This is a genomic window from Brevibacillus sp. NPDC058079, from assembly GCF_042885155.1.
Lineage (GTDB): Bacteria > Bacillota > Bacilli > Brevibacillales > Brevibacillaceae > Brevibacillus.
In genome coordinates, this window is sequence record NZ_JBHVSO010000005.1 from 208,150 (window position 1) to 228,706 (window position 20,557).

General features: G+C 48.8%; 19 protein-coding genes and 1 riboswitch. Of the genes, 14 read left to right on the top strand and 5 right to left on the bottom strand.

The window, feature by feature from the left end; genetic code table 11:
- Window positions 1-378: 378 nt before the first annotated feature.
- The gene (locus tag ACFVS2_RS16865) at window positions 379-624 is read left to right on the top strand and encodes a hypothetical protein (RefSeq protein WP_007722886.1); all 246 of its coding nucleotides are present in this window, start codon (window positions 379-381) and stop codon (window positions 622-624) included.
- 79 nt (window positions 625-703) lie between these two features.
- On the opposite strand, the gene ACFVS2_RS16870 is transcribed toward ACFVS2_RS16865, so the two are convergent.
- Window positions 704-2,116, bottom strand: coding sequence for an RsmF rRNA methyltransferase first C-terminal domain-containing protein (locus ACFVS2_RS16870; protein ID WP_390235802.1), 1,413 nt, complete (start codon window positions 2,114-2,116; stop codon window positions 704-706).
- A gap of 85 nt (window positions 2,117-2,201) precedes the next feature.
- On the opposite strand from ACFVS2_RS16870, the gene ACFVS2_RS16875 reads away from it, so the two are divergent.
- The 4 genes from ACFVS2_RS16875 (at window position 2,202) to ACFVS2_RS16890 (ending at window position 6,644) form a co-directional block, all read left to right on the top strand.
- Window positions 2,202-2,957: a hypothetical protein gene (locus ACFVS2_RS16875; protein WP_173618643.1), complete on the top strand. Its 756-nt coding sequence runs from the start codon at window positions 2,202-2,204 to the stop codon at window positions 2,955-2,957.
- 24 nt (window positions 2,958-2,981) lie between these two features.
- Complete coding sequence (locus ACFVS2_RS16880; protein WP_390235805.1) at window positions 2,982-3,926, top strand: methyl-accepting chemotaxis protein; 945 nt, start codon at window positions 2,982-2,984, stop codon at window positions 3,924-3,926.
- Window positions 3,927-4,103: 177 nt separating this feature from the next.
- Window positions 4,104-4,189: riboswitch (cyclic di-GMP riboswitch) on the top strand.
- An 85-nt stretch (window positions 4,190-4,274) separates the two neighbouring features.
- On the top strand, window positions 4,275-5,732 hold the full coding sequence (gene yfmT / locus ACFVS2_RS16885; RefSeq protein WP_390235808.1) for a benzaldehyde dehydrogenase: 1,458 nt from the start codon (window positions 4,275-4,277) through the stop codon (window positions 5,730-5,732).
- A gap of 30 nt (window positions 5,733-5,762) precedes the next feature.
- Window positions 5,763-6,644: a methyl-accepting chemotaxis protein gene (locus ACFVS2_RS16890; RefSeq protein ID WP_390235811.1), complete on the top strand. Its 882-nt coding sequence runs from the start codon at window positions 5,763-5,765 to the stop codon at window positions 6,642-6,644.
- Window positions 6,645-6,706: 62 nt separating this feature from the next.
- Here ACFVS2_RS16890 and ACFVS2_RS16895 read toward each other — a convergent pair whose 3' ends face one another.
- A complete protein-coding gene (locus ACFVS2_RS16895; protein WP_390235813.1) occupies window positions 6,707-8,380 on the bottom strand; it encodes a M14 family metallopeptidase in 1,674 nt (557 codons plus the stop codon).
- Window positions 8,381-8,513: 133 nt separating this feature from the next.
- On the opposite strand from ACFVS2_RS16895, the gene ACFVS2_RS16900 reads away from it, so the two are divergent.
- Complete coding sequence (locus ACFVS2_RS16900; RefSeq protein ID WP_173618638.1) at window positions 8,514-9,932, top strand: hypothetical protein; 1,419 nt, start codon at window positions 8,514-8,516, stop codon at window positions 9,930-9,932.
- Between the two features lie 82 nt (window positions 9,933-10,014).
- On the opposite strand, the gene ACFVS2_RS16905 is transcribed toward ACFVS2_RS16900, so the two are convergent.
- The gene (locus ACFVS2_RS16905) at window positions 10,015-10,701 is read right to left on the bottom strand and encodes a class I SAM-dependent methyltransferase (protein WP_390236227.1); all 687 of its coding nucleotides are present in this window, start codon (window positions 10,699-10,701) and stop codon (window positions 10,015-10,017) included.
- A 91-nt stretch (window positions 10,702-10,792) separates the two neighbouring features.
- On the bottom strand, window positions 10,793-11,197 hold the full coding sequence (locus ACFVS2_RS16910; protein ID WP_390235815.1) for an RrF2 family transcriptional regulator: 405 nt from the start codon (window positions 11,195-11,197) through the stop codon (window positions 10,793-10,795).
- Between the two features lie 290 nt (window positions 11,198-11,487).
- Here ACFVS2_RS16910 and trxA point away from each other — a divergent pair, with 290 nt between their 5' ends.
- The 6 genes from trxA (at window position 11,488) to ACFVS2_RS16940 (ending at window position 17,407) form a co-directional block, all read left to right on the top strand.
- A complete protein-coding gene (gene trxA, locus ACFVS2_RS16915) occupies window positions 11,488-11,805 on the top strand; it encodes a thioredoxin (protein ID WP_173618636.1) in 318 nt (105 codons plus the stop codon).
- 226 nt (window positions 11,806-12,031) lie between these two features.
- Window positions 12,032-13,123: a 4-hydroxyphenylpyruvate dioxygenase gene (hppD, locus tag ACFVS2_RS16920; RefSeq protein WP_370642684.1), complete on the top strand. Its 1,092-nt coding sequence runs from the start codon at window positions 12,032-12,034 to the stop codon at window positions 13,121-13,123.
- Between the two features lie 171 nt (window positions 13,124-13,294).
- Complete coding sequence (locus ACFVS2_RS16925) at window positions 13,295-13,897, top strand: RNA polymerase sigma factor (protein ID WP_390235818.1); 603 nt, start codon at window positions 13,295-13,297, stop codon at window positions 13,895-13,897.
- A 42-nt stretch (window positions 13,898-13,939) separates the two neighbouring features.
- Window positions 13,940-14,767: a GNAT family N-acetyltransferase gene (locus tag ACFVS2_RS16930; protein ID WP_390235820.1), complete on the top strand. Its 828-nt coding sequence runs from the start codon at window positions 13,940-13,942 to the stop codon at window positions 14,765-14,767.
- A 155-nt stretch (window positions 14,768-14,922) separates the two neighbouring features.
- Complete coding sequence (locus ACFVS2_RS16935; protein WP_173618633.1) at window positions 14,923-16,650, top strand: sensor histidine kinase; 1,728 nt, start codon at window positions 14,923-14,925, stop codon at window positions 16,648-16,650.
- Window positions 16,625-17,407, top strand: coding sequence for a LytR/AlgR family response regulator transcription factor (locus tag ACFVS2_RS16940; RefSeq protein ID WP_390235822.1), 783 nt, complete (start codon window positions 16,625-16,627; stop codon window positions 17,405-17,407). Before ACFVS2_RS16935 ends, ACFVS2_RS16940 begins: the two co-directional genes overlap by 26 nt.
- 61 nt (window positions 17,408-17,468) lie before the next feature.
- Here the strand turns inward: ACFVS2_RS16940 and ACFVS2_RS16945 are convergent, their stop codons facing one another.
- Window positions 17,469-17,954, bottom strand: coding sequence for a hypothetical protein (locus ACFVS2_RS16945; protein WP_007722938.1), 486 nt, complete (start codon window positions 17,952-17,954; stop codon window positions 17,469-17,471).
- 256 nt (window positions 17,955-18,210) lie between these two features.
- On the opposite strand from ACFVS2_RS16945, the gene ACFVS2_RS16950 reads away from it, so the two are divergent.
- Together ACFVS2_RS16950 and ACFVS2_RS16955 are read left to right on the top strand one after the other, a co-directional pair.
- The gene (locus tag ACFVS2_RS16950) at window positions 18,211-20,301 is read left to right on the top strand and encodes a carbon starvation CstA family protein (RefSeq protein ID WP_390235825.1); all 2,091 of its coding nucleotides are present in this window, start codon (window positions 18,211-18,213) and stop codon (window positions 20,299-20,301) included.
- Window positions 20,298-20,510, top strand: a complete 213-nt coding sequence (locus ACFVS2_RS16955; RefSeq protein WP_017250626.1) for a CstA-like transporter-associated (seleno)protein — start codon at window positions 20,298-20,300, stop codon at window positions 20,508-20,510. Before ACFVS2_RS16950 ends, ACFVS2_RS16955 begins: the two co-directional genes overlap by 4 nt.
- Window positions 20,511-20,557 lie beyond the last annotated feature (47 nt).

Genomic DNA, 20,557 nt, shown 5'->3' on the forward strand with positions numbered 1-20,557 from the left:
AGATGGCGTATGATGCCTTCTCGTCTCTCTCGGCAGCATTATTTTAGGAAAACGCCCGAATTTATTGTTCCTGGGGCTGGTAGCTTTGTTGGCCGCGTATTTGGCTCGATTTTTCCGCCCGGGTTGGCTCAACGTTTTTCATGGGCTCAGTGGTATTTTTCTGATTGGGTTTGCGATTGTCCTTTACGCAAAAAGCGGTTTGATGCCGCCATACTGGCCTTTTTAAAGGAGTTCGGAATGACTGTATCGAATTTTAATAGAATACAGGAATTGCGAGAGAAAATAGTGTTTTCCTCCCATGTGATTTGGGTAATAGATAGGAAGATAGAACCCTTTCTTGTAAAAGTACCATAGTACAGGGTGTGAGGAGAACCAGTGATGACGACGGATACGTGCTTGAAATGCGGCAGTCCGATGGGCCGGGGAGAGTACAGTTGCCAGGTTTGCGGAGAAAACGAAATACAAGACTACCAGATGATTCGCAATTACGTGAGAACGTATCCGAATTCGAATGCGATGCAAATTGCCAACGCAACAGGAATATCTGTTTCAAAAATATTGCGTTATATTAGAAATGGCTCTTTGACCGTAGTAGACAATCCGTCCCACAGAGGGCGATCATAAGAAAAAGAGAAAAGCCCACAAGCACTCACGAATGCATTTCGTGTAGCTTTGTGAGCTTTTTTTTATTTATGATGCAAATCTACAACCAGCGTAGACCCTTTGGATAATGATTTTTGAGTTGCCCCTCAGATTGCTTGCCCCAACCGATGGAGAATCCATCTACTGTAACCAGCGTCCAGCCACTTTCACCGTCACACGTGAGCGCTTCTCCTTTTAAGTACCGCAACATTTCAGGATCTTCTGCGCCGTATGAAGCGACACGGGCTGCCTCCGCAGGAGAGAGGGCGAGTGCCAATGCGTGTGCAGGTTCAAATCTGTTCTTTTTTACAGTTCCTAGATGCAGACCGACGCGCGCGACCTTTAGCTTGTCCCAATCGAGCTCAGGAGCAGGTGAGTAGTAGAGCTGCTCGCCGAACAAAAGAAAAGCGGATTCATCATCGAATGGTTGGGAGAGCGCCGGGAGTGCTTCGTCCGCGAACGTACGCCAGACTGCCAAGGCTTCTTTTCGACCTGCCGGAGCTGATTTTGCCGCACGCTTTTCTTTCCGTTTCCCGGAAGGTTCATGAACTTCTGCGGTCTCACTCTTTTGCAGCTTGGCGAGGTAATGACCTTCTCCTTGTAGACGATGCGGCCACAATCTGGCTGTCTGAGTGAGCTGCTCGTTTTGTGGCGACGCCCATTCTGGTTGACCAGCAGAAAAGCAATCTGCATGTGGCAGCGAGACGATCTCAAATTCGGGATGACTTCCCAGGAAGTTCACCAGTGACTGCTCATTTTCTAACGGAGCAAATGTGCAGGTGGAGTAGACCAATGTTCCGCCTGGCTTCAGCATCGCAGCGGCCGCCTCGAGAATATCGCCTTGCATGACATGGCACTCGGTTACTTTTGCAGGGCTCCAGTCTTCGATTGCTTCGGGTAGCTTGCGGAACATTCCTTCGCCAGAGCATGGAGCGTCTACTAAAATTCGGTCAAAAAACTGAGGGAATCGCTCCTGTAAGCGTTCAGGCGTTTCGTTGGTCACGACGGCATTGGTCACGCCGCAGCGCTCCAGATTTTCTGACAAGGCTTTTGCGCGAACAGGATGGATTTCGTTTGCCACGAGCATTCCTTGTCCACGCAAAAACGCTGCAAGCTGCGTCGATTTCCCTCCTGGCGCTGAACACAGGTCGAGGATTCGCTCACCAGGTTGTGCACCGAGTGCTTCGGCAGCGGACATCGCGCTTGGCTCCTGCAAGTAGTACATGCCAGCGGAGTGAAAAGGATGCTTGCCGGGACGATCTGGCTCTTTGTAGCGAAAACCGTTTTCGCACCAAGGGACTGCTTCCAGAGCAAACGGCGAGATTTTCAAAAAATCGTCACGCCCCACCTTCAACGGATTGACTCGCAAGCCGTGTGTTACAGTCTGATCATACGAGGAAACGAATGCCTCATAATCGTGTCCGAGCAAGGTTTGCATGCGCTCGGTAAATGATGTTGGTAAATTTTTTGTCATAACAGCCTCCGATGTCAGATTTTGGCCCCATGTGAAAGGAAAAGATAGAATCATGGCGAATCATAGAGAATGAGGTGAGAGCATTATGGAAGGATCCCGTGCAAAACGCTACCGCTCCCGGCGGAGGAATGACTCGGAAGTAAGCCGGTTTTGGATCATGGGGTTGCTGTTCTCACTGCTGGTGCTCGCTTTTGAATTCTTTATCGAAATACCCGCCGACGCAGATTGGCTGATCGATATGGAGATGGCTTTGTTTTCTGCCAGCTTTACGTTACTTGCCTTTTATCTGCTCGGGCTTACCTTTGCCTTTTCTCGCCACCAAAAGGCAGGGAAGATCAATCACCAAATCATCATCTATGTATGGTTGGGTGCGATCTTGTTTCACTTGTTCCTGCTCATCAGCAATTTGTCCAATCAGCATGTGTACAAAGCAGGGATCATTCTATTTTTAGGACCATTGTTTTTAACTGTCTACCATTTTATCACGTACTTGGCAGCTTTGCGCGAGGAGCGTGAGGAGCAGGAGGCAGCTACGACAGCTACGCTTGAGCGTACGGCCTACCAGATGATTCTGGAGGGTGGGCGTGTATATAGCGAGCTGAGTCGCCTGAAAACAGAATATCCAGAAGTGGAGCAAATGCTTCGTGCCAACGATTTTCACGATAAACTGGAGCGCTATGCTTTGGAAATGCAGCAGTATTTGCAGGCGAAGCATTTTGAGCGTAAAGACGTGGAGCTCTTGGAGGGTCACTATTATTTCTTGGAAAACTTGCTGAGCTTGGCGAACCAACATCCGGGAATAATCGAGTCCCGCGTATATAGCCGCCGAGGTGACAATTGATGGGGACAAAGGAGAGAGAAGCGGATGTTTTGGAAAAAAGACAAAGGCCTAGCAGAAAAAGAGACAGCAGCGACGACAGTGGCAACTCCCACAACCACAATGGCAGGACACCAAGACGCTTGGAAACATGAGCTTCGCGGTATTTACGAACAGATGGGTGCGATTCTCACGTCGAACCAAGCGATGAACGCCGAATCCGAGCAAACGGTGCGATTGGTGACGAGGATGAAGCGTGTTGTAGATAATATCCAGGTCATTAACGAGCGGGATGATGAATCTGCGAGCCAACTGTCGGATCGAGGAGAGCGCTTGACGGACATCTGTAAACAATCGGTAGCTCGTGCAGATGAAGGTAAGAAGGCGATGACGGACGTTGTGGAAGTCATGAGCCTGCTCGACAAAGAATCGGTCCATACGTCCAAGTCCATGAGCCGCTTGGAAGAGCGCTCTTCGGAAATTACGAGCATCGTCAAGGTGATCAGCGACATTGCCAATCAGACCAACCTTCTCGCTTTGAATGCAGCGATAGAAGCGGCACGTGCAGGTGAACAAGGCCGAGGCTTTGCTGTAGTAGCGGATGAAGTACGGAAGCTGGCCGAGATGACAGCGAACTCGACCAAGACGATTGCAGAATTGATCGGCAAGATTCAGGAAGAAACAAAAGAAGCGTTGTCCAACAGTGAAAAAAGCAGCAGTGCGATCAAAAATGGACTTTCTATCAGCAAGGATGCTGCGGAGAAGACGGATCAGATCGTGAACGCTTTCCAGGCACTGAATGTCGAAGTGTCAGGTGTGATGGAAATCATCGCGCACCAAAAGCGATTTGCAGACGATGTGTCCCAACAGGTAAGTGATGCGAAGGGCTTGCTGGAAGAGCTGAATGAAGGCCTGACCAAGCATGTGAGGGACGCAAACGCGGTAGAGCAAATGCTCGCGACGAGCGTAAAGGATGTCAAAAAGATATTGTGATCATAAGGAAGAAGAATCAGGAGTCCGTATCCCAAGAGATGCGGACTTTTTGGTATTTGTTCAATTTGGTTCACTAAAATTTTACATTTTTCTGTTTGACTATTAGGAATTGAGTACTATAATCAAAGTAAGATTCTCCATAACTTTCCTTTTTTCGACAAAATCATACCAGCATTCGCTATGAATGGGCAAACCCATTGAAAATTGGGGACGCAAAGCCACGGGCCTAATGTACACGTTACGATGGCAGCCGGGTTGCCGACTAGCAGTGTATTTTGCTGTTTTAGTTTTACGGCTCCTTTCATGCGAAGGGGGCCTATTTACTTTACAAAAGGGAGAGGTTAAAGCATGTCAATCCTTCAAACACTGGACAAGCAGTACATCAATGGGGAGTGGCGCGACGGACTTGGCGCAAAGACATTGCAAGATATCAACCCTTATAACGGGGAAGTCATTGCAGAATTCAAAATGGCAAATTTGGAGGATATCGACGCGGCTTACAAAGCGGCAGCCGACGCGAAAAAAGAGTGGGATGAAGTGAATGCCTATACCAAATCCCGAATGTTGGAGCGTGCTGTTCACTATATCGAAGAGAATGAAGAAGAAATCATTCAGATTATCATTCGTGAATTAGGTGGAACCCGATTGAAGGCATTTTTTGAGATCGGGCTTGTGAAGGATATTATTCGCGAGGCGGCTACGTTCCCGGTACGCATGGAAGGAAAAATTCTTCCTTCTCCCGTAGACGGAAAAGAAAATCGCTTGTATCGGATTCCCGCAGGAGTTGTCGGCGTCATCAGTCCGTTTAACTTCCCGTTCTATCTGTCGATGAAGTCCGTAGCGCCAGCTCTTGGCACGGGCAACGGCGTCGTCCTCAAACCACATGAGCACACGCCAATCACGGGTGGGACTCTCATAGCGAAAATTTTTGAAGATGTAGGTCTGCCAAAAGGCTTGATCAACGTCGTTGTGACGGATATTGCTGAAATTGGCGATGGTTTTGTCTCCCATCCGATTCCGCGCATCCTTTCGTTTACAGGCTCTAGCCAAGTAGGAAGCCATATCGCGCAAGTGGCAGCGAAGCATTTCAAAAAGGCGATTTTGGAGCTGGGCGGCAATAGTGCACTGATTGTTTTGGAGGATGCGGATCTCCAGTATGCCGTCAATGCAGCGGTATTCAGCCGCTTTACTCACCAGGGTCAGATTTGCATGTCGGCTAACCGGGTTCTGGTTCACCAAGATGTATACGATAAATTCCTCGATCTGTATGTGGAAAAAGTATCTGGACTCAAGGTAGGCGACCCAAATGATCCTGACACGGTAATCGGTCCACTCATCAATCAACGGCAAGTCACCAACCTGATGGCAACGATCGATGAGGCGATACGCGAAGGAGCCGTTCCTGCACTGAAAGGGGAAGTAAAGGGCAACGTGGTCGAGCCGATCGTTTTGACAGGAGTGACCACAGACATGTCGATTGCATCCAAAGAGCTGTTTGGTCCGGCTGTTTGCATCATGTCGTTTGCTTCTGAGGAAGAAGCGATTCGCATGGCGAACGAGACCCCATTTGGATTGTCCGGGGCGATTCATACACGCGATCTGGAGAGAGGTGCCCAGATGGCAAAACGAATGGAGACCGGCATGATTCACATCAACGATGGAACGATCAATGACGAACCAATCGTGGCGTTTGGTGGTGAAAAGCACTCCGGGTTGGGACGTTTGAATGGTCAATGGAGTTTAGAAGAGTTCACTACGCTGAAATGGATTTCGGTTCAACACAAAAAGCGCCAATTTCCGTACTAATGCCAGCAAAATATAGAGGTGAAGAGGGTCATGAACGGTTACGTGGAATGGAACGAAACAGAAGCTTCCGAAAAGGGGAAAAACGCAGAACTGCTCGAGGCGTTCATCAAGGTTGCCCCTTATTTAAATGATTTACTCACCGATGACATTACCATTGGGGTCTACGACACGGAAAAGTTATTACGTAATGTGCCTGCCCAAACATTTGCGCTGCAAGTCAAGCCAGGTGATCCACTCCAAGAAGGAGATGTGATCACCAACGCGATTCGTAAAAACACCAGGCAGGCGATGATGGTCCCCAAAGAATTATTTGGTTTTCCTCTCGTCGCACGGGCGATCCCCCTGCATGATCATACGGGAAAAGTCATCGGCGGTGTCGGCATTGGATCCAGTATGGAGCGAGCCAATGAGCTATATGAAATTGCCTCAAATCTCTCGAGTGTCGTCGAGCAGGTCAGTGCCACCACACAAGAGATGGCCATGCAGATCGGGAATTTGAACGAGCAAATGAAGGCAATCTCAGAGCAAGCCAACGATGTGAGCCAAAGTACGACTGAGATCGAGCAAATTACTCTCGCCGTGAAAAAAATCGCTGATCAAAGTAACATTTTGGGACTGAATGCGAGCATTGAGGCTGCGCGGGTAGGAGATGCTGGGCGTGGATTCGCTGTCGTTGCGAATGAGGTTCGCAATATGGCAACGGATTCGCGGGCGAATGCAGACAAAATCAAGCAAACCACAGATTCCATCCGGGATTTGATAACCCTGCTGCAAAATTCGATTGCATTGATTAATCAAACCATGGAGAGTCAGGCAGCTGCTACGGAGGAAATTTCTGCGACGATGGTCGAAGTGAGCGACAATACGCAAAAGCTGGCAGGGCTTTCCCAAGAAGTGTTTGAAATAAAGTAAGCCCATACATGTAACAAAATTCCCCTCTCAGGAGTCTAACTTTAGAGAGGGGAATTTTTCCTTTAGTTCTTTTGTGTGGTGGGTAGCGATTGCTCCAGCATATAGCGATACACTGGGACTTCATCGCCCTTTTCAAGCGGCAAGAAGTTAAAGGTGACGTAGCTGTCTACTGATTCCGGTTCCAAGGCCAATGCTATGAAGTTGGCGTTTGGCTGGGCCATGCTGAACACGTAGCTGCCCGCAGGAAAGGTTTTCGTTGTTTCTGTTACATTTGCAGTCACTTGGTTGGTGAAATGCCCATTCTCGTAAATCGTATTCACCTTGTTTTCCAAAATGGTGTAGCTTTCTACCGCTATGGTCGTTTCTTTTGATAGCTTGATTACTGAAACACCGAGCAATTCTAGCTTGGCTGCAACGTCATGGTAGCCAGGAGGCATGAGATAAGCAGTGGGACGCTCTCGTTCGAGCACGGGATAGGCATCCGTAGAGCTTACCCAGTCGATGGGGGTAGACACTTTTTTTGCCTTGGCTAGATCGACCACTTCGAGAGATTGACCCGGTACTCGCTTATTCTCACTCAGGATGACGAGTTTGTCGTTGTCGTTTGCCTTTTTGCCTTTTTCCGTGATTTCTGTGCGTGCCTGCGTCACGGCGGACTTGATTGCTTTGGCGTTGGCCGCTGTTGATTGGATGACAGCAGCGTGAGTCATGGCCTGGCTGTATACACGGCGCTCAAAATCGGCGCGTCCAATGCCGATGCCGCGTGTTTCCACCAAAAACGTCAACGTGTTTTTCAATCCCAAGGCATTGCGTCCGATTCTCGTCTCTGTGCTGCCTTCTGTTGCGGTCACTTTTCCGTCCTTGCCTTTTGCCAGCGTATAGTATGCGTGATGAGAAAGTTGCTCCTTATCGAGTGCTTTTTGAACGTCAGCCAAGAGCAGGTTGTCTGACATGTTGCGCAGGTTGGCGGGGATATTCAAGTTTTTCGCAGAGGAGATCAGAACATCGTAGGAAGAGATTGCGCCTTTTTCCCCAACATCGTGAAGCTGGCTGGAAGAGACGCCGTATTCATGGGCGTCAAGCACCACATCAGGTTGATAGGCATTGATGGCTTGGTGAACGGCTTGCACCTCTGGATATTCTACCTTCATGTAGTCGCGGTTGGCATCCAGCTCTGTCGCGATGTAACGTTTGAACTGGTAGGAGCCATCGGGGTTGATGCGAGGAACAATCGCAACGTTTACTTTATCCAGGAGATCGGTGCCAAGTTTTCCTTCTGCCAGCCATTTGGCGATCACAAGAGCAGATTCACCAGAGGCGGGTTCATTTCCGTGGATTTGTGCCTGTAGCCAGATGAGTGGCTTCTCCTTGTTTTGTTTGAGCTTGCCGTGGTCTTTGCTGAATAGGAGCAGGGGGATATCGCGACCTTCCAAGGATGTACCGATGGATAGCAGCTTGATTTCCTTGTTGCCTGTAGCCAATTTGCTTATGTAAGCCATCATTTCTTCCTGGGACGTAAAAGCTTCTTTTCCTTCTTGAAAGCCGGGTGTCCCAAACTGGATAGTTGGCTTGGGAAACAAGCTCTCAATCTGTGCAGGCTGTACATAGGTTGGACCTATTCCGTAATAAGGAATGTGGGGTTGTGGTTCAGCTTGGGTGGCATGGATGATTGAGGGGCTGGTGAACAGAGATATTACGAGTGCTGTAGAAACAACGTAGCGTACTTTCTTGTCCATAAAATCCCTCCTGCGAAATAGAATTAGACACCTATGATTAATTTATCAGATTATTATAAAAATAATAATCGTTACGAAATATTCATTTTAAAGTAGGACTTTCGGTTCTCCTTTAATAGAATAGGGGGATGACATGGTCAGAAAAATCAGCAGAATGCTCCTTTTGATGACGGCCATCGCCGTAAGTAGTTTCTTTCCGAGCGATATTTCTGCAAACGAATGGAAAAAACCAACAGAAACAGAGAATGTTGAGCACCTGAATGGCGCGATTCACCAAAAACAAGAATTTCGATTCCCAGATGGTGTCACGTATTGGGCCCATAAAATGACAGGTCAGCGCAATATGATGCCCTACGTTTTCACCATCCCAATTCAGGGCAACAGTCAGAACATAATGTTCCGCTATCGAGCTTATGATGAGTCGAAGAAACCGTATTGGAAGGTTGTCACGCTTGATCAAGTCCAGACGCTTCCGCTTTCCTCTGGTTTTGTAGAGACAGAGGGCAGGTATATTTGGTTAGGTAAGCCCATTACCTACGTGGATAATGGTAGAGCTACGATTGAAGAAAAGCCGGCATTGTCGGTGCCAGTCGAAGTAAAACAGACGTCTTCTGGTGTCGAGCTGGTGATCAAGCTGCCGATGAAAGCAGGTTTTATCAGCGAAATGTGGGCGCTCGATTCGAGAGATCCGCTCGTTCCTTGGGGAGAACTATCGATTGACAGCGTCTGGCTTAACTTGGACGTTACGGAAAAGGCAAAATGGCTGTACGATGGGTATTACTATCAAAGCCCTTCAACGTACGAGCCGACATCGGAGTCCTCTTTTTGGCGGATTCCTGAAAATTATGTCCTTCGCTCCTTTTTATATACCGGAGGAAGCAAAGCTGCCCGGGATATGGGCTATGTGATGCTGAAAGCGAGCCTAAAGCAGCAGGAGCCTGAGGGATACTGGAAGACGCAGCCGCGCTCCTTGTGGTTAAGTGGCGATTACGGGATACCAGAGGGCTTTTACGATACGAGATTCAACACAGGAGCGGCTGATCTGATGCTGCGGGGCTGTGATCAGTATCAAGATAAGGACTTTTGCCAATCTGCGAAAAAATATGTTTCTTACTTTCACAATCACGCAGCCATGAACCGTTTTGTCATCGCTGGTGTACAGCAAGGGTGGCTAGTTGCCGACTACGCGACAGCAACGAATCCAATGATTCAGACACATGTTTCTTTGAATCATCAGTTGGCGGAAATCAATTTTCTCTACAAAAGCTACCTGCAATTCGGGGACCAGACAGACAGAGACTTAGCAGACTCCATGCTCTACGGTGTGGTCAACCTCGGAGCACAGTGGATTCTCGGAAATGGCGATTTGCATTACGCTTATTTTCCGGACGGGACATTCGGCAGGCCGGACTATCCGTTCTTGACTTACAATGACTTGGTCGAAACGCAGCGCTTGTACCGTCAACTGCACGGGATGGATGAGATGACGCTTGCCATGTTGATTGACAGTAAATTGATGTGGATGCAGCTGAATAATGTTCAGTACCGTTAACAGATAGAATTGTGACCCGTAGGAAGGACACTTTATCAGAGTGGCTTTCCTGCGGGTTTTTTGCATGTACCGGCAAGTTCATTTAATCTATTTTCCGCAAAGCGAACAGGGTCAAAAAGCTGACAGCCTCCCGCAGCTCTACGCTTAAGCGGCCTGCGATGTCTGGCGTAATCCCTTCTTTGTATATGGGTTCCTCGCCCAACAGAGTGAAGCCATTTTCGCACGCCAACTGTTTGGCTTCCCAGGGCATCATCGTATTTTGGATCGTTGCCTCTTCATAGAGTCTGCGATAGCTATGTGCGCGTGGGCCAGCTGTAGGACCGAGGATACCCAAGACGAGAATTCCTCCGGGTGCGAGCACGCGGTGAAGCTCCTTGAGTGCCTTGAGCGGAGACGGCGTGAATTCCACAACGTTAATCGAGAGCACACCGGAGAATGAATCATTGGCAAAAGGAAGCTCGCTGATGTCTCCTGTCTGAAAATGAACAGAGCCTGGGGAGGAAATGACCCGGTCATGAGCAAGACGAATCATTTCCCCGGCAATGTCGACGCCCTCCACCTGGTATCCGTGCTCTGCAAGCTTGCAACTGGCATAGCCGTCACCACAGCCTGCATCGAGAACAGGTCCCGATCCGACAGGTACATGCTTCATAAAATAGGGGAGGATGGTGCTGCGGCTGCCCTTTTCCCACATGTGCTCACTTCGTTTGCGCCAGTCTTCCGCAAATTGATCCCATTGCTTGGCGGCTTGTTCCGTCCATTGGTTCATCATTGTTCACGCCCTTCTCATCGATTGAACAATACCGTTATGAAGAAAAACTCCGGTCGAAGTGGCCGGAGCTTTTCAAAGAAGTTCTTTTTTACGTCAAACGGTCGGGGATATGTGCGACCAAGTCAGCAATTTTTTTATTCTTCAGGGTTTGCAACATTTGCTGCTCGGCGTCAGCCACAACCTGTTGAATCAGACAGGCACTATCATGATGGAAGCTGCATTCAAACAAGGAGGTTGTCCCTTCAATGGCTTGGATAACATCCAGAAACGATATGTCGTCCTGGTTGCGTTTGAGCTTGTATCCGCCATTTGCGCCAGAGACTGAGTGGATTAACCCAGCCTTGACCAGTTTCGTCAGCATTTTGGAAAGGTACGTTTGTGAAACGCCTAGTTTCTCTGCCAGAAGCTGAACACTAACGGGCTTATCAGGCGCTTCTGCCACCAGATAGAGCATCGCATGGAGGGCATAGTCTGTTGCCTGTGAATACTTCATAAGACACCTCAATCATGGACTTAATACATCCATCATAAAGTGAATCGGAAGCATGAGCAAGGGGAAGAGTGATTCGAGCTGTCATCTACACTTTCGGTGCCCATTTTAGGAAGGTGCAACTTGACACCAAAAATTATTAAAGGATATTATAGATACGATAAGTCTGTGAATGAGTTGCTTGAAATGATCCAAGTACAGCGAGTTATTTTTTTGTCTCTATTGAAGATATTAAGGGTCTGTAATGGTCGTTTTTGGTAACTATTCAACTTAAAAAGGGGAGGAAAGTACAAATGAGCATTTGCCACACGACAGATACTACGTTTCAACATGATGTAAAAAGCGAAGGCTATACCCTCGTCAATTTTTGGGCACCTTGGTGCGGGCCATGCCGCTTTTTTGGGCCGATACTCGAATCGTTTGACGGGGAGCATAGCAGCGAAGTGAGAGTCCTAAAGGTCAATGTCGATGAACAAACGGAGATTGCCAATCAGTATGGCATTATGAGTTTGCCAACGACCATTTTGCTCAAAAACGGGGAATTGATCGACAAAGTCGTAGGAGCGGCCCCTCTAGCGGATCTGAAACAATTTGTTTTCAAACATAGGTAGTAGGAAAACGCAGCGAAAGCCATCGGTCAACTTGATCGGTGGCTTTTTTGGTATCCAGTTGTTACTCGCATGCGTACTTTAATGAATAAAAGCGTTTGAGCGGTTTCGCGTTGTTTCGTGTTCTTGCATGAGGAAGCGCTTCCAATGTACTCTCAAGATAACGACAAAATAATCCCAATTCACAAAATAATGTCAATAATTGAACAGGAAAGCGGAGGGGTAGGCAATGAGCAATACCGATTTTTTCCCGATTCAGGACTGGGATTACCTGGAGTTTTATACAGGTAACGCCAAACAAGCTATGCACTATTTCACAAATGCGTTTGGATTTGAAGCAGTAGCCTATGCGGGCTTGGAGACAGGTTCTCGGGAAAAGGTTTCCTACGTTTTGAAGCAGAAGCATATGACGTTCGTGATCAGTGGGGCGCTTACGCCTGACAGCCCGATTGCGGAATTTGTGAAAAAGCATGGGGACGGAGTCAAAGACGTTGCCCTGCGCGTAGAGGATTGTGAGCAGGCTTACCGGGAGGCCGTTTCTCGCGGAGCCATTCCGATCATGGAACCAACTGAGTACACGGACGAATTTGGGACGGTCAAAAAAGCGATTATCGGTACGTACGGCGAAAACATTCACTCCTTTATTGAACGGAAAAATTACAACGGACCATTCTTCCCAGGCTATAAAGCTTACCAATCTCCAATCAAAAGTGAGAGTACAGGTATCATCGGCATCGACCACATCGTGGGTAACGTTGAGATCATGGATGAGTGGGTAGAATACTATCAAAAGGTCATGGGCTTTACAGCCGTACAAAATTTCAGTGAGGACGATATCTCGACAGAGTATTCTGCGCTCATGTCCAAAGTAATGCAAAGTGGAACCGGACGCATCAAGTTCCCGATTAATGAGCCGGCAGAAGGACGCCGCAAGTCGCAGATTCAGGAGTTTTTGGAGTTCTACAAAGGGCCAGGTGTACAGCATATTGCCATCCTGACCAACGATATCATCGACACTGTATCGAAGCTGCGTGATAACGGTGTAGATTTCCTCATGGTGCCAGATGCGTATTACGAAGATTTGAAAGAGCGTGTAGGAGAAATTGACGAAGACATCGAGGCGCTGAGAAAGCTGGGTGTCTTGGTCGACAGAGACGACGAAGGCTATCTCTTGCAGCTGTTCAGCAAGCCGATTGTAGACCGCCCGACGCTGTTTATCGAAATTATCCAGCGCAAAGGAGCTCGAGGCTTCGGGAATGGCAACTTCAAGGCACTATTCGAGGCGCTGGAGCGCGAGCAGGAGAGTAGAGGTAATCTGTAATTCATTGATGTAACGAGCATGACAAGACCATCTCAGGCTGAATAAGCTGAAGGGATGGTCTTTTTCTATTTGCGAAGCAGAAAAAAATAAAATCTCATGAACTATTTACCCACCTCAATCATCTATACTAATAGGAACCAAATATTGGGTATAAAAGGGGGCTTATGCAATGTGAGCATCAAGAGAGAAGTTCAGCAGGACATTCAGCTAGCACAGGACGGCAGCGTAGAAGCTTTTGCTCGAGTCATTCAATTGTATGAGCGTACCTTGTATGGCTTGGCACGAACCTATGTCGGGCGGGACGAGGATTGTGCGGATGTGGTGCAGGATACGATGATGAAAGCATTCAGAGCCATCCGAACACTGCGAGAGCCTGCTTATTTCAAAACATGGATGATCCAAATTCTCATAAACGAATGCAGACAATGGCAGCGAAAAAAGAAACGAAGTCCAACCGTAGAGCTGTCTCCGCTACAAATCGAAGAGAAAGCGGTACAGGCCCCCTATGAAGCTATTGAATTAACAGAGGCAGTATGGAAGCTGGAGCATGAGCTGCGCATCGTCGTTTGGCTTCATTATTACGAGGATTTGCCGATCAAGCAAGTCGCCTTGCGAGTAGGTGTCCCGGAAGGTACCGTGAAATCCCGGCTGCACCGGGCTCGCGTGCTGCTTGCAGAAGAGCTGGAATCCTCCCAGGAAAGGAACGTGGACTATGACCCGACTTTTGTGCGGAAGCTGAGTCTGACTGACTTCGCTCCGCTATCAGCCGCATAAGTACACAGATGTCCAAAAGAGAGAGAAAGGGCCGAAATTGCGATGATTCATCGATTGGAACCAAATGATTATGCAAAAATCAGGACGCTACTGTCACCTGATAACGTGAACGATTTGACCATCCATGCGATTATTAATGGGACAAATCGAGGAGCGATTTACGTAGATGATGTGGAGCAGCCCCGGACAGCATTGGTCGATCAAACCGGCGTGATCAGTATTTTCGTAGGGGATGCTGCCAATGAAGCGTTCGCAGCGGATCTGGGTGCCTTTATCGAGGGGGAATTGCGCAGATATACGACCGAATCATGCGGGGGCACTCATTTTCTGGCAGTTGTCCCAGATGAATCGTGGGAAGTGGCAGTGACCAAAGCTATCTCGCATCGAGAGATCGAAACGGATTGGGAGTATTACTACCAGTTCAATCCTGAGCAATTCCAAGCGCGAAAGGACAGCTATCGCCCTCTGCCTGAAGGGTACACTTTGAAAAAAATCGACGCAGGTGTCATCGAAAACGACCCTGACAACATCTTGATAGAAGTTGTAGAGGAATTCTATCATTCGGTGGATGATTTTTTGCAGTGGGGTGTAGGATTCTGCGTATGTAAAGGAAATACGATTGTGAGTGCCTGCCTGTCTTGCTGCATCCATGAGCATGACCATGAAATTAGCGTGGAAACGTACGAGGAAGCAGACATGAACAAAGGCTTTGCTACGCTTGCTTGCGTGGCGTACCTGGAGCATTGCATGGAACATGGACTGACACCGCACTGGACCACACTGGAAACCAATGAGGAGTCAGTACGTTTGGGGACAAAACTAGGATTTGAACCGAAAGAAAAGTGTAAAATACTGGAGTTCGAATACTAAAACGATACGGGTATCTATGGGTTGTCGAAATCACTTCGGCAACCTTTTTTACTAGGAAAGGAAGAGAATCAAGAGGGAAAAACGAGGTGAAAAGTGAATATTTTGATTAGTTATAGAAACCAACAGGATTCTTCGGGCAGGAGAGAGATAAACCAATGAACATGGCATTAATGGTTCCGTTGACGGAGCGGACGGCTGTTTTGATAGTGGCGGCCTTGCTTTTTACGCGTGTACGCGCATTCCGCAGCATATTGAACCAGCAAGCGACGTGGCGAGAAAAGGCACTGATGGTCGTCATTTTTTCCGCTATTTCCATACTGGGTACATATAATGGCATCTGGTATCAGGATGCGATTGCGAATTCACGTGTGATCGGGACTGTCGTGGCAGGCTTGCTGGCTGGTCCATGGGTAGGGTTGATGACAGGACTGATTGCGGGGATTCATCGCTATTCATTGGGGGGCTTTACGGACTTGGCTTGTGCTATCTCGACGATAGGTGAGGGCTTGTTTGCGGGATTAATCTATCAGTTCCGCCGTAACCGCAGCAAAAAAATCGGGTGGACGACAGCACTTGTCGTTGGTTTCTTGGCGGAGTGGCTGCAAATGGGAATTGTTTTGCTCATCGCTCGTCCTTACGCTGACGCATTGGCATTGGTGCAGGCCATTAGTGTACCGATGTCTGTCGTCAATTCGGTCGGAATTGCTATTTTGATCATTATTATTGATTTGGCCAAAAAGGAAGAGGATCGGATTGGCGCGCTCCAAGCCCAGCGAACGCTGCAAGTAGCGGACAAAACACTGTCTTACTTGCGTCAAGGGCTGACGTACGACTCTGCTCAAAAAGTAGCAGAGGAAATATTGCGGACGACGCGTGTAGCAGCAGTAGCGATTACCGATACGCGCTCTGTACTTGCGCATGTTGGCGCAGGCTCGTCCCATCACGTAGTGGGAGAAGGCATAACGACCAAGGCGACCCGTGAAGTTTTATCGACCAAAGAAGTGAAGATTGCTCAGACGAAAGAAGAGATTGGATGCAGGGAGACGAATTGCTCCTTGCGCTATGCGATCCTTGTCCCCCTGATGCGAAGACGTGAAGTGGCCGGCGTGCTCAAGCTGTATCAGGATCGCTCACGCAAACTGTCAGCAGTGGACTTGGAACTCGTACGCGGATTGGGGAACCTGATATCGAGTCAGCTCGAACTGGCTGAGCTTGAGAAGCAGTCCCGTCTGTTGGCAGATGCAGAAATCAAAGCCTTGCATGCGCAGATCAATCCGCATTTCTTGTTCAATGCGCTCAATACGATCGTTTCGTTTATTCGCTTCCGGCCCGAACAGGCCCGTGAACTGTTGATTCATTTGGGGGAGTACTTCCGGCGTAATTTGCATGACTCTGGCGGATATGTCAGTCTTGCGCGTGAGCTGGAGCATATCGAAGCGTATTTGGCCATCGAACGTGCGAGGTTCGGGGACAAGCTCCATGTAGAGTACGACATCGAGGATGGCGTAGAGCGTTTTACCGTGCCGGGACTGATTTTGCAGCCGTTGGTAGAGAATGCAGTCAAGCACGGGCTGTTGCCCAAGCGCGAAGGGGGAACTGTAGTGATTCGTGCACGCCGCAAAGAAAAGCAAATCGTCGAACTGACAGTGGCAGATAATGGGGTCGGAATGGAAGTGGACCCATTCGAGCCAGCCCTAGATGAGAAGAGTACAGGGCGGCAATTATCTGGGATCGGTCTTGCCAATGTAAAAAGCCGTCTCCAGTCGATCTACGGAGAACCGTATGGAATCGTGATCGAGAGCAAAAGCGGGAGCGGCACAACATGCACCATACAATTACCGATAGGGGTGAACGTCAGTGCTCAAAGTGTTCATCGTCGATGATGAGACGCCTGCCAGAGAAGAACTGCGGTATTTGCTGGAGCAGTTTTCGGAAGTGTCCGTAGTAGGAGAGGCGGGCAGTGGGGAAGAGGCGTTGGAAGCGGTGCTTCAGACAGAGCCAGATGCGGTCTTTTTGGACATCCATTTGCAGGACAGGGATGGGGTCGACGTGGGGCAGGAGCTTCTGGAATCCATGGTCAATCCACCTGTCATCATCTTTGCAAGTGCGTATGAATTTCATGCGGTCCGAGCATTTGAGGCGGAAGCCGTCGATTATATCGTCAAGCCGTTCAGTGAAATGCGACTGGAAAAGACGATGAATCGGGTACGAAAAATGAGGAGGAAAAGTGAGCCTGCATTGGACGCGTCACCGCTGCTAGAGGAAAGGCTACAGTCCCTTCTGCAAAATGTGCTGGTCGATACTCAGCCGCGTCGTGTCCCGGTGGAAAAAAACGGAAAGATCATACTGATTGATCCAAACGAAATCGTCTATGCTACCTTGGAAGGAAGGCATGCGAGCATTTATACAGCAGGTGAGCAATATGCGACTACGTTTACGTTGCAGGAGCTGGAGAGCAGGCTGTCACGCCAGCAGTTTTTTCGGACGCATCGCGCTTTTATTGTCAATTTATCCAAAACGGCAGAGCTCGTCCCTTGGTTCAAAGGCTCGATTCATCTAGTCATGCAGGATCATCGCAAAACAGAAGTGCCTGTCAGTCGTAATGTCGTGAAGGAATTGAAGAAACGTCTGGGGTTTTAATGCAAACAGACCAATCCTGCTCTCGTTTGGGAGAGTAGGGTTGGTCTGTTTTTTCGAATGCTTACATGGGATAGTCATCGTTTTTCTTACGTGTCACCATGATCCCGCCCAATACGATCAGGATCAAGCCGAGGATGCCGCCTACTTGGGTAGACGCCAGATTCGCGATCAGAAATACGATGGCAAGAACGGTGAGGATGCCAATGGGGATCAAGAGAGCGGGTTTGCGATTGCCGAATATGTACAGCTCGGTAAGCCCCACGGCAGGACCAATCAGAAAGAAGGGCCACGTCGTGCTCATATCCCCATGAAAAAATAGCTGGCTGAAAAAGAAGAGTGGGGCATAAACGAGCAAGATCCCGCCTGGCACGAGCAATCCAGCGCGATTCGGTTTTGGGTTCATAAAAAAGAAAATATGAAACCCGATTCCTGGGATGAGAAGGAAGACTGGCCAGAGCAAGTCCATTGCGAGCGGTACGTTCAGGTAGGTAGCCAGAACAAAAATCGCTCCGATTCCGATAATAATGTAACCCCCGATTCGTCGCATGTGCGTATTCTCCTTTTTGATTTCGATACCAATTTATGTATAACTTTAACATATTGTGGTGGAGATTGGATCAGACTCTGGGCGGAGACTTTCTACGTCCCCAAATTGAATGCGTTTACACTCAAACGAGGATGGTGCAGCCTGTGCTTGTTTTTGTACGGTTCAGCCATTTTTTATGTTGGCAAGTTGTCCGATATGATACGTTTTTCTAAGGTTTATTGCCTGAATATTTCATAAATAGAAGGAGGCGACTTGGATGAAGAAATGGTTTCTTTCCCTCTTGATTTGGGGCGGGATAGCCGCATTGGGTGCTGTCGGGTTCGGGATGATAGCGCTCTGGCAAGGGGAATCAGTCAACTCGTTCTGGCTACTGACTGCCGCATTTTGCACTTATGCTGTATCTTATCGTTTTTACAGCAAATTCATAGCCAAAAAACTAATGGCGCTCGATGACAATCGCGCTACTCCGGCAGAAGTGAACAACGACGGCAAAGACTTCGTGCCGACGAACAAATGGGTGTTGTTTGGGCACCATTTCGCAGCGATTGCAGGTGCAGGCCCGCTTGTAGGTCCTACGCTGGCTGCGCAAATGGGATATTTGCCAGGAACGATCTGGATTATCGTCGGGGTCGTGATCGGTGGAGCGGTGCAGGACTTCATTATTCTGTTCGGATCGATGCGTCGCAACGGAAAGAGCCTCGGTCAAATTGCCAAGGAAGAGATCGGTCCTGTAGGTGGAGCACTCGCTTTGATTGGGATTATTGCCATTATGATTATCCTGATTGCTGTTTTGGCCATGGTTGTAGTTAACGCTCTTGCTGAATCACCGTGGGCTACCTTCACGATATTTATGACCCTACCTATCGCGATATTGATGGGATTGTACATGCGGTATATACGACCCGGGCAGGTATTGGAAGGCTCGATTATCGGGCTTGCCCTGCTGTTCTTTTCCCTCTGGCTCGGTCAAATCGTTGCTGCATCGCCAACATGGGGACCAGCTTTCACGTTTTCCAAGGTACAGCTTGCCTGGATGATTATTGTGTACGGCTTTATTGCTTCGGTTTTGCCTGTGTGGCTGCTGTTAGCTCCGCGCGATTACCTCAGCTCATTCTTGAAAGTAGGGACGATTGCGGTATTGGCGGTGGGAATCGTGCTGACACTGCCACCATTGCAAATGCCAGCACTGACAAAGTTCATTGATGGAACTGGCCCTGTTTTCGCAGGAAATCTGTTCCCCTTCTTGTTTATTACCATCGCATGCGGAGCTGTATCGGGATTCCATTCACTCGTAGCATCTGGAACGACGCCGAAGATGATCGCGAAGGAATCGCATGCGCCACTGATTGGTTATGGCGGGATGCTGATGGAGTCTGGCGTCGCGGTTATGGCGATGATTGCAGCGTGCGTCCTGACTCCCGGTGTCTATTTTGCGATCAACTCACCTGCCGCAGCAATTGGCGTGGATGCAGTCCAGGTTGCGACGACGATAACGGGCTGGGGCTACACCGTAACCCCTGACCACTTAACAACGCTCGCCAATGACATTCAGGAAAAGACGATCCTTTCCCGGACGGGCGGAGCGCCGTCACTGGCAATCGGGATGGCGACGATTTTCTCGGGTGTGTTGGGTGGCAAGGCATTAATGGCATTCTGGTATCACTTTGCGATCTTGTTTGAGGCTGTCTTTATTTTGACAACGATCGATGCGGGAACGCGTGTCGGACGATTTATGGTACAAGACATGCTTGGCAACGTCATTCCGAAAATGAAGGAAGTCAACTGGCTGCCAGGTAATCTGATTGGTTCTGGGATCATTACCATCGGATGGGGATACTTCCTGCTCCAAGGTGTCATGGACCCGTTGGGAGGTATTTACACCCTATGGCCGCTCTTTGGTATCGCCAACCAGATGCTCGCCGCGATTGCGTTTACGGTGGGAACGACGATTATTTTCAAAATGGGCAAAGCCGCCTACTCGTGGATCACACTCGTACCGATGGCTTGGCTGACGACGGCTACGCTGACAGCGGGCTGGCAAAAGCTGTTCCATCCTGATCCAAAAATCGGGTTCCTCTCGCATGCAGAAGCATTCCAAAAGGCATTGGATGCCGGTACGCTACCAAAAGGAGTAAAGACGGTGGAAGCTGCACAAAAAATGATCTTCAACGACCAGATCGATGCGGTGGTATGTGCGATCTTCATGGTCATTACGATTGGGATCATTCTCGACGGAGCGCGGGTATGGATCAATATTCTCCGCGGCAAGCACTATCCGTTGCAGGAGTCGCCGTACATCAAGTCCAAAGGAAATGTATTTGACGGGAAAGGACATCACGTAGCATGAGGCGCAAGCTAAGGGCCATGCGAAAGGCAATGCGCAAAGTGAGCTCTGCTATTAAAACGATTTTCGGAATGCCCGACTATGATCGCTATCTCGCCCATTGGTATGAGACCCATGGGGCACCGGGTATCTTTCCGATGACAGAGCGTGAGTACTACATGTACGCATTGACCGAACGATTTGAAAAAGGCGGCGTAACGCGCTGCTGCTAAAGTGGTTATGTAAAAAAGGGTGTCTCCACGGTCAGAAAATGACGAGG

Coding starts and splice junctions, on each gene's coding strand:
- ACFVS2_RS16865 (WP_007722886.1), top strand. CDS start 379: ATGACGACGGATACGTGCTTGAAATGCGGCAGTCCGATGGGCCGGGGA.
- ACFVS2_RS16870 (WP_390235802.1), bottom strand. CDS start 2,116: ATGACAAAAAATTTACCAACATCATTTACCGAGCGCATGCAAACCTTG.
- ACFVS2_RS16875 (WP_173618643.1), top strand. CDS start 2,202: ATGGAAGGATCCCGTGCAAAACGCTACCGCTCCCGGCGGAGGAATGAC.
- ACFVS2_RS16880 (WP_390235805.1), top strand. CDS start 2,982: ATGTTTTGGAAAAAAGACAAAGGCCTAGCAGAAAAAGAGACAGCAGCG.
- yfmT (WP_390235808.1), top strand. CDS start 4,275: ATGTCAATCCTTCAAACACTGGACAAGCAGTACATCAATGGGGAGTGG.
- ACFVS2_RS16890 (WP_390235811.1), top strand. CDS start 5,763: ATGAACGGTTACGTGGAATGGAACGAAACAGAAGCTTCCGAAAAGGGG.
- ACFVS2_RS16895 (WP_390235813.1), bottom strand. CDS start 8,380: ATGGACAAGAAAGTACGCTACGTTGTTTCTACAGCACTCGTAATATCT.
- ACFVS2_RS16900 (WP_173618638.1), top strand. CDS start 8,514: ATGGTCAGAAAAATCAGCAGAATGCTCCTTTTGATGACGGCCATCGCC.
- ACFVS2_RS16905 (WP_390236227.1), bottom strand. CDS start 10,701: ATGAACCAATGGACGGAACAAGCCGCCAAGCAATGGGATCAATTTGCG.
- ACFVS2_RS16910 (WP_390235815.1), bottom strand. CDS start 11,197: ATGAAGTATTCACAGGCAACAGACTATGCCCTCCATGCGATGCTCTAT.
- trxA (WP_173618636.1), top strand. CDS start 11,488: ATGAGCATTTGCCACACGACAGATACTACGTTTCAACATGATGTAAAA.
- hppD (WP_370642684.1), top strand. CDS start 12,032: ATGAGCAATACCGATTTTTTCCCGATTCAGGACTGGGATTACCTGGAG.
- ACFVS2_RS16930 (WP_390235820.1), top strand. CDS start 13,940: ATGATTCATCGATTGGAACCAAATGATTATGCAAAAATCAGGACGCTA.
- ACFVS2_RS16935 (WP_173618633.1), top strand. CDS start 14,923: ATGAACATGGCATTAATGGTTCCGTTGACGGAGCGGACGGCTGTTTTG.
- ACFVS2_RS16945 (WP_007722938.1), bottom strand. CDS start 17,954: ATGCGACGAATCGGGGGTTACATTATTATCGGAATCGGAGCGATTTTT.
- ACFVS2_RS16950 (WP_390235825.1), top strand. CDS start 18,211: ATGAAGAAATGGTTTCTTTCCCTCTTGATTTGGGGCGGGATAGCCGCA.
- ACFVS2_RS16955 (WP_017250626.1), top strand. CDS start 20,298: ATGAGGCGCAAGCTAAGGGCCATGCGAAAGGCAATGCGCAAAGTGAGC.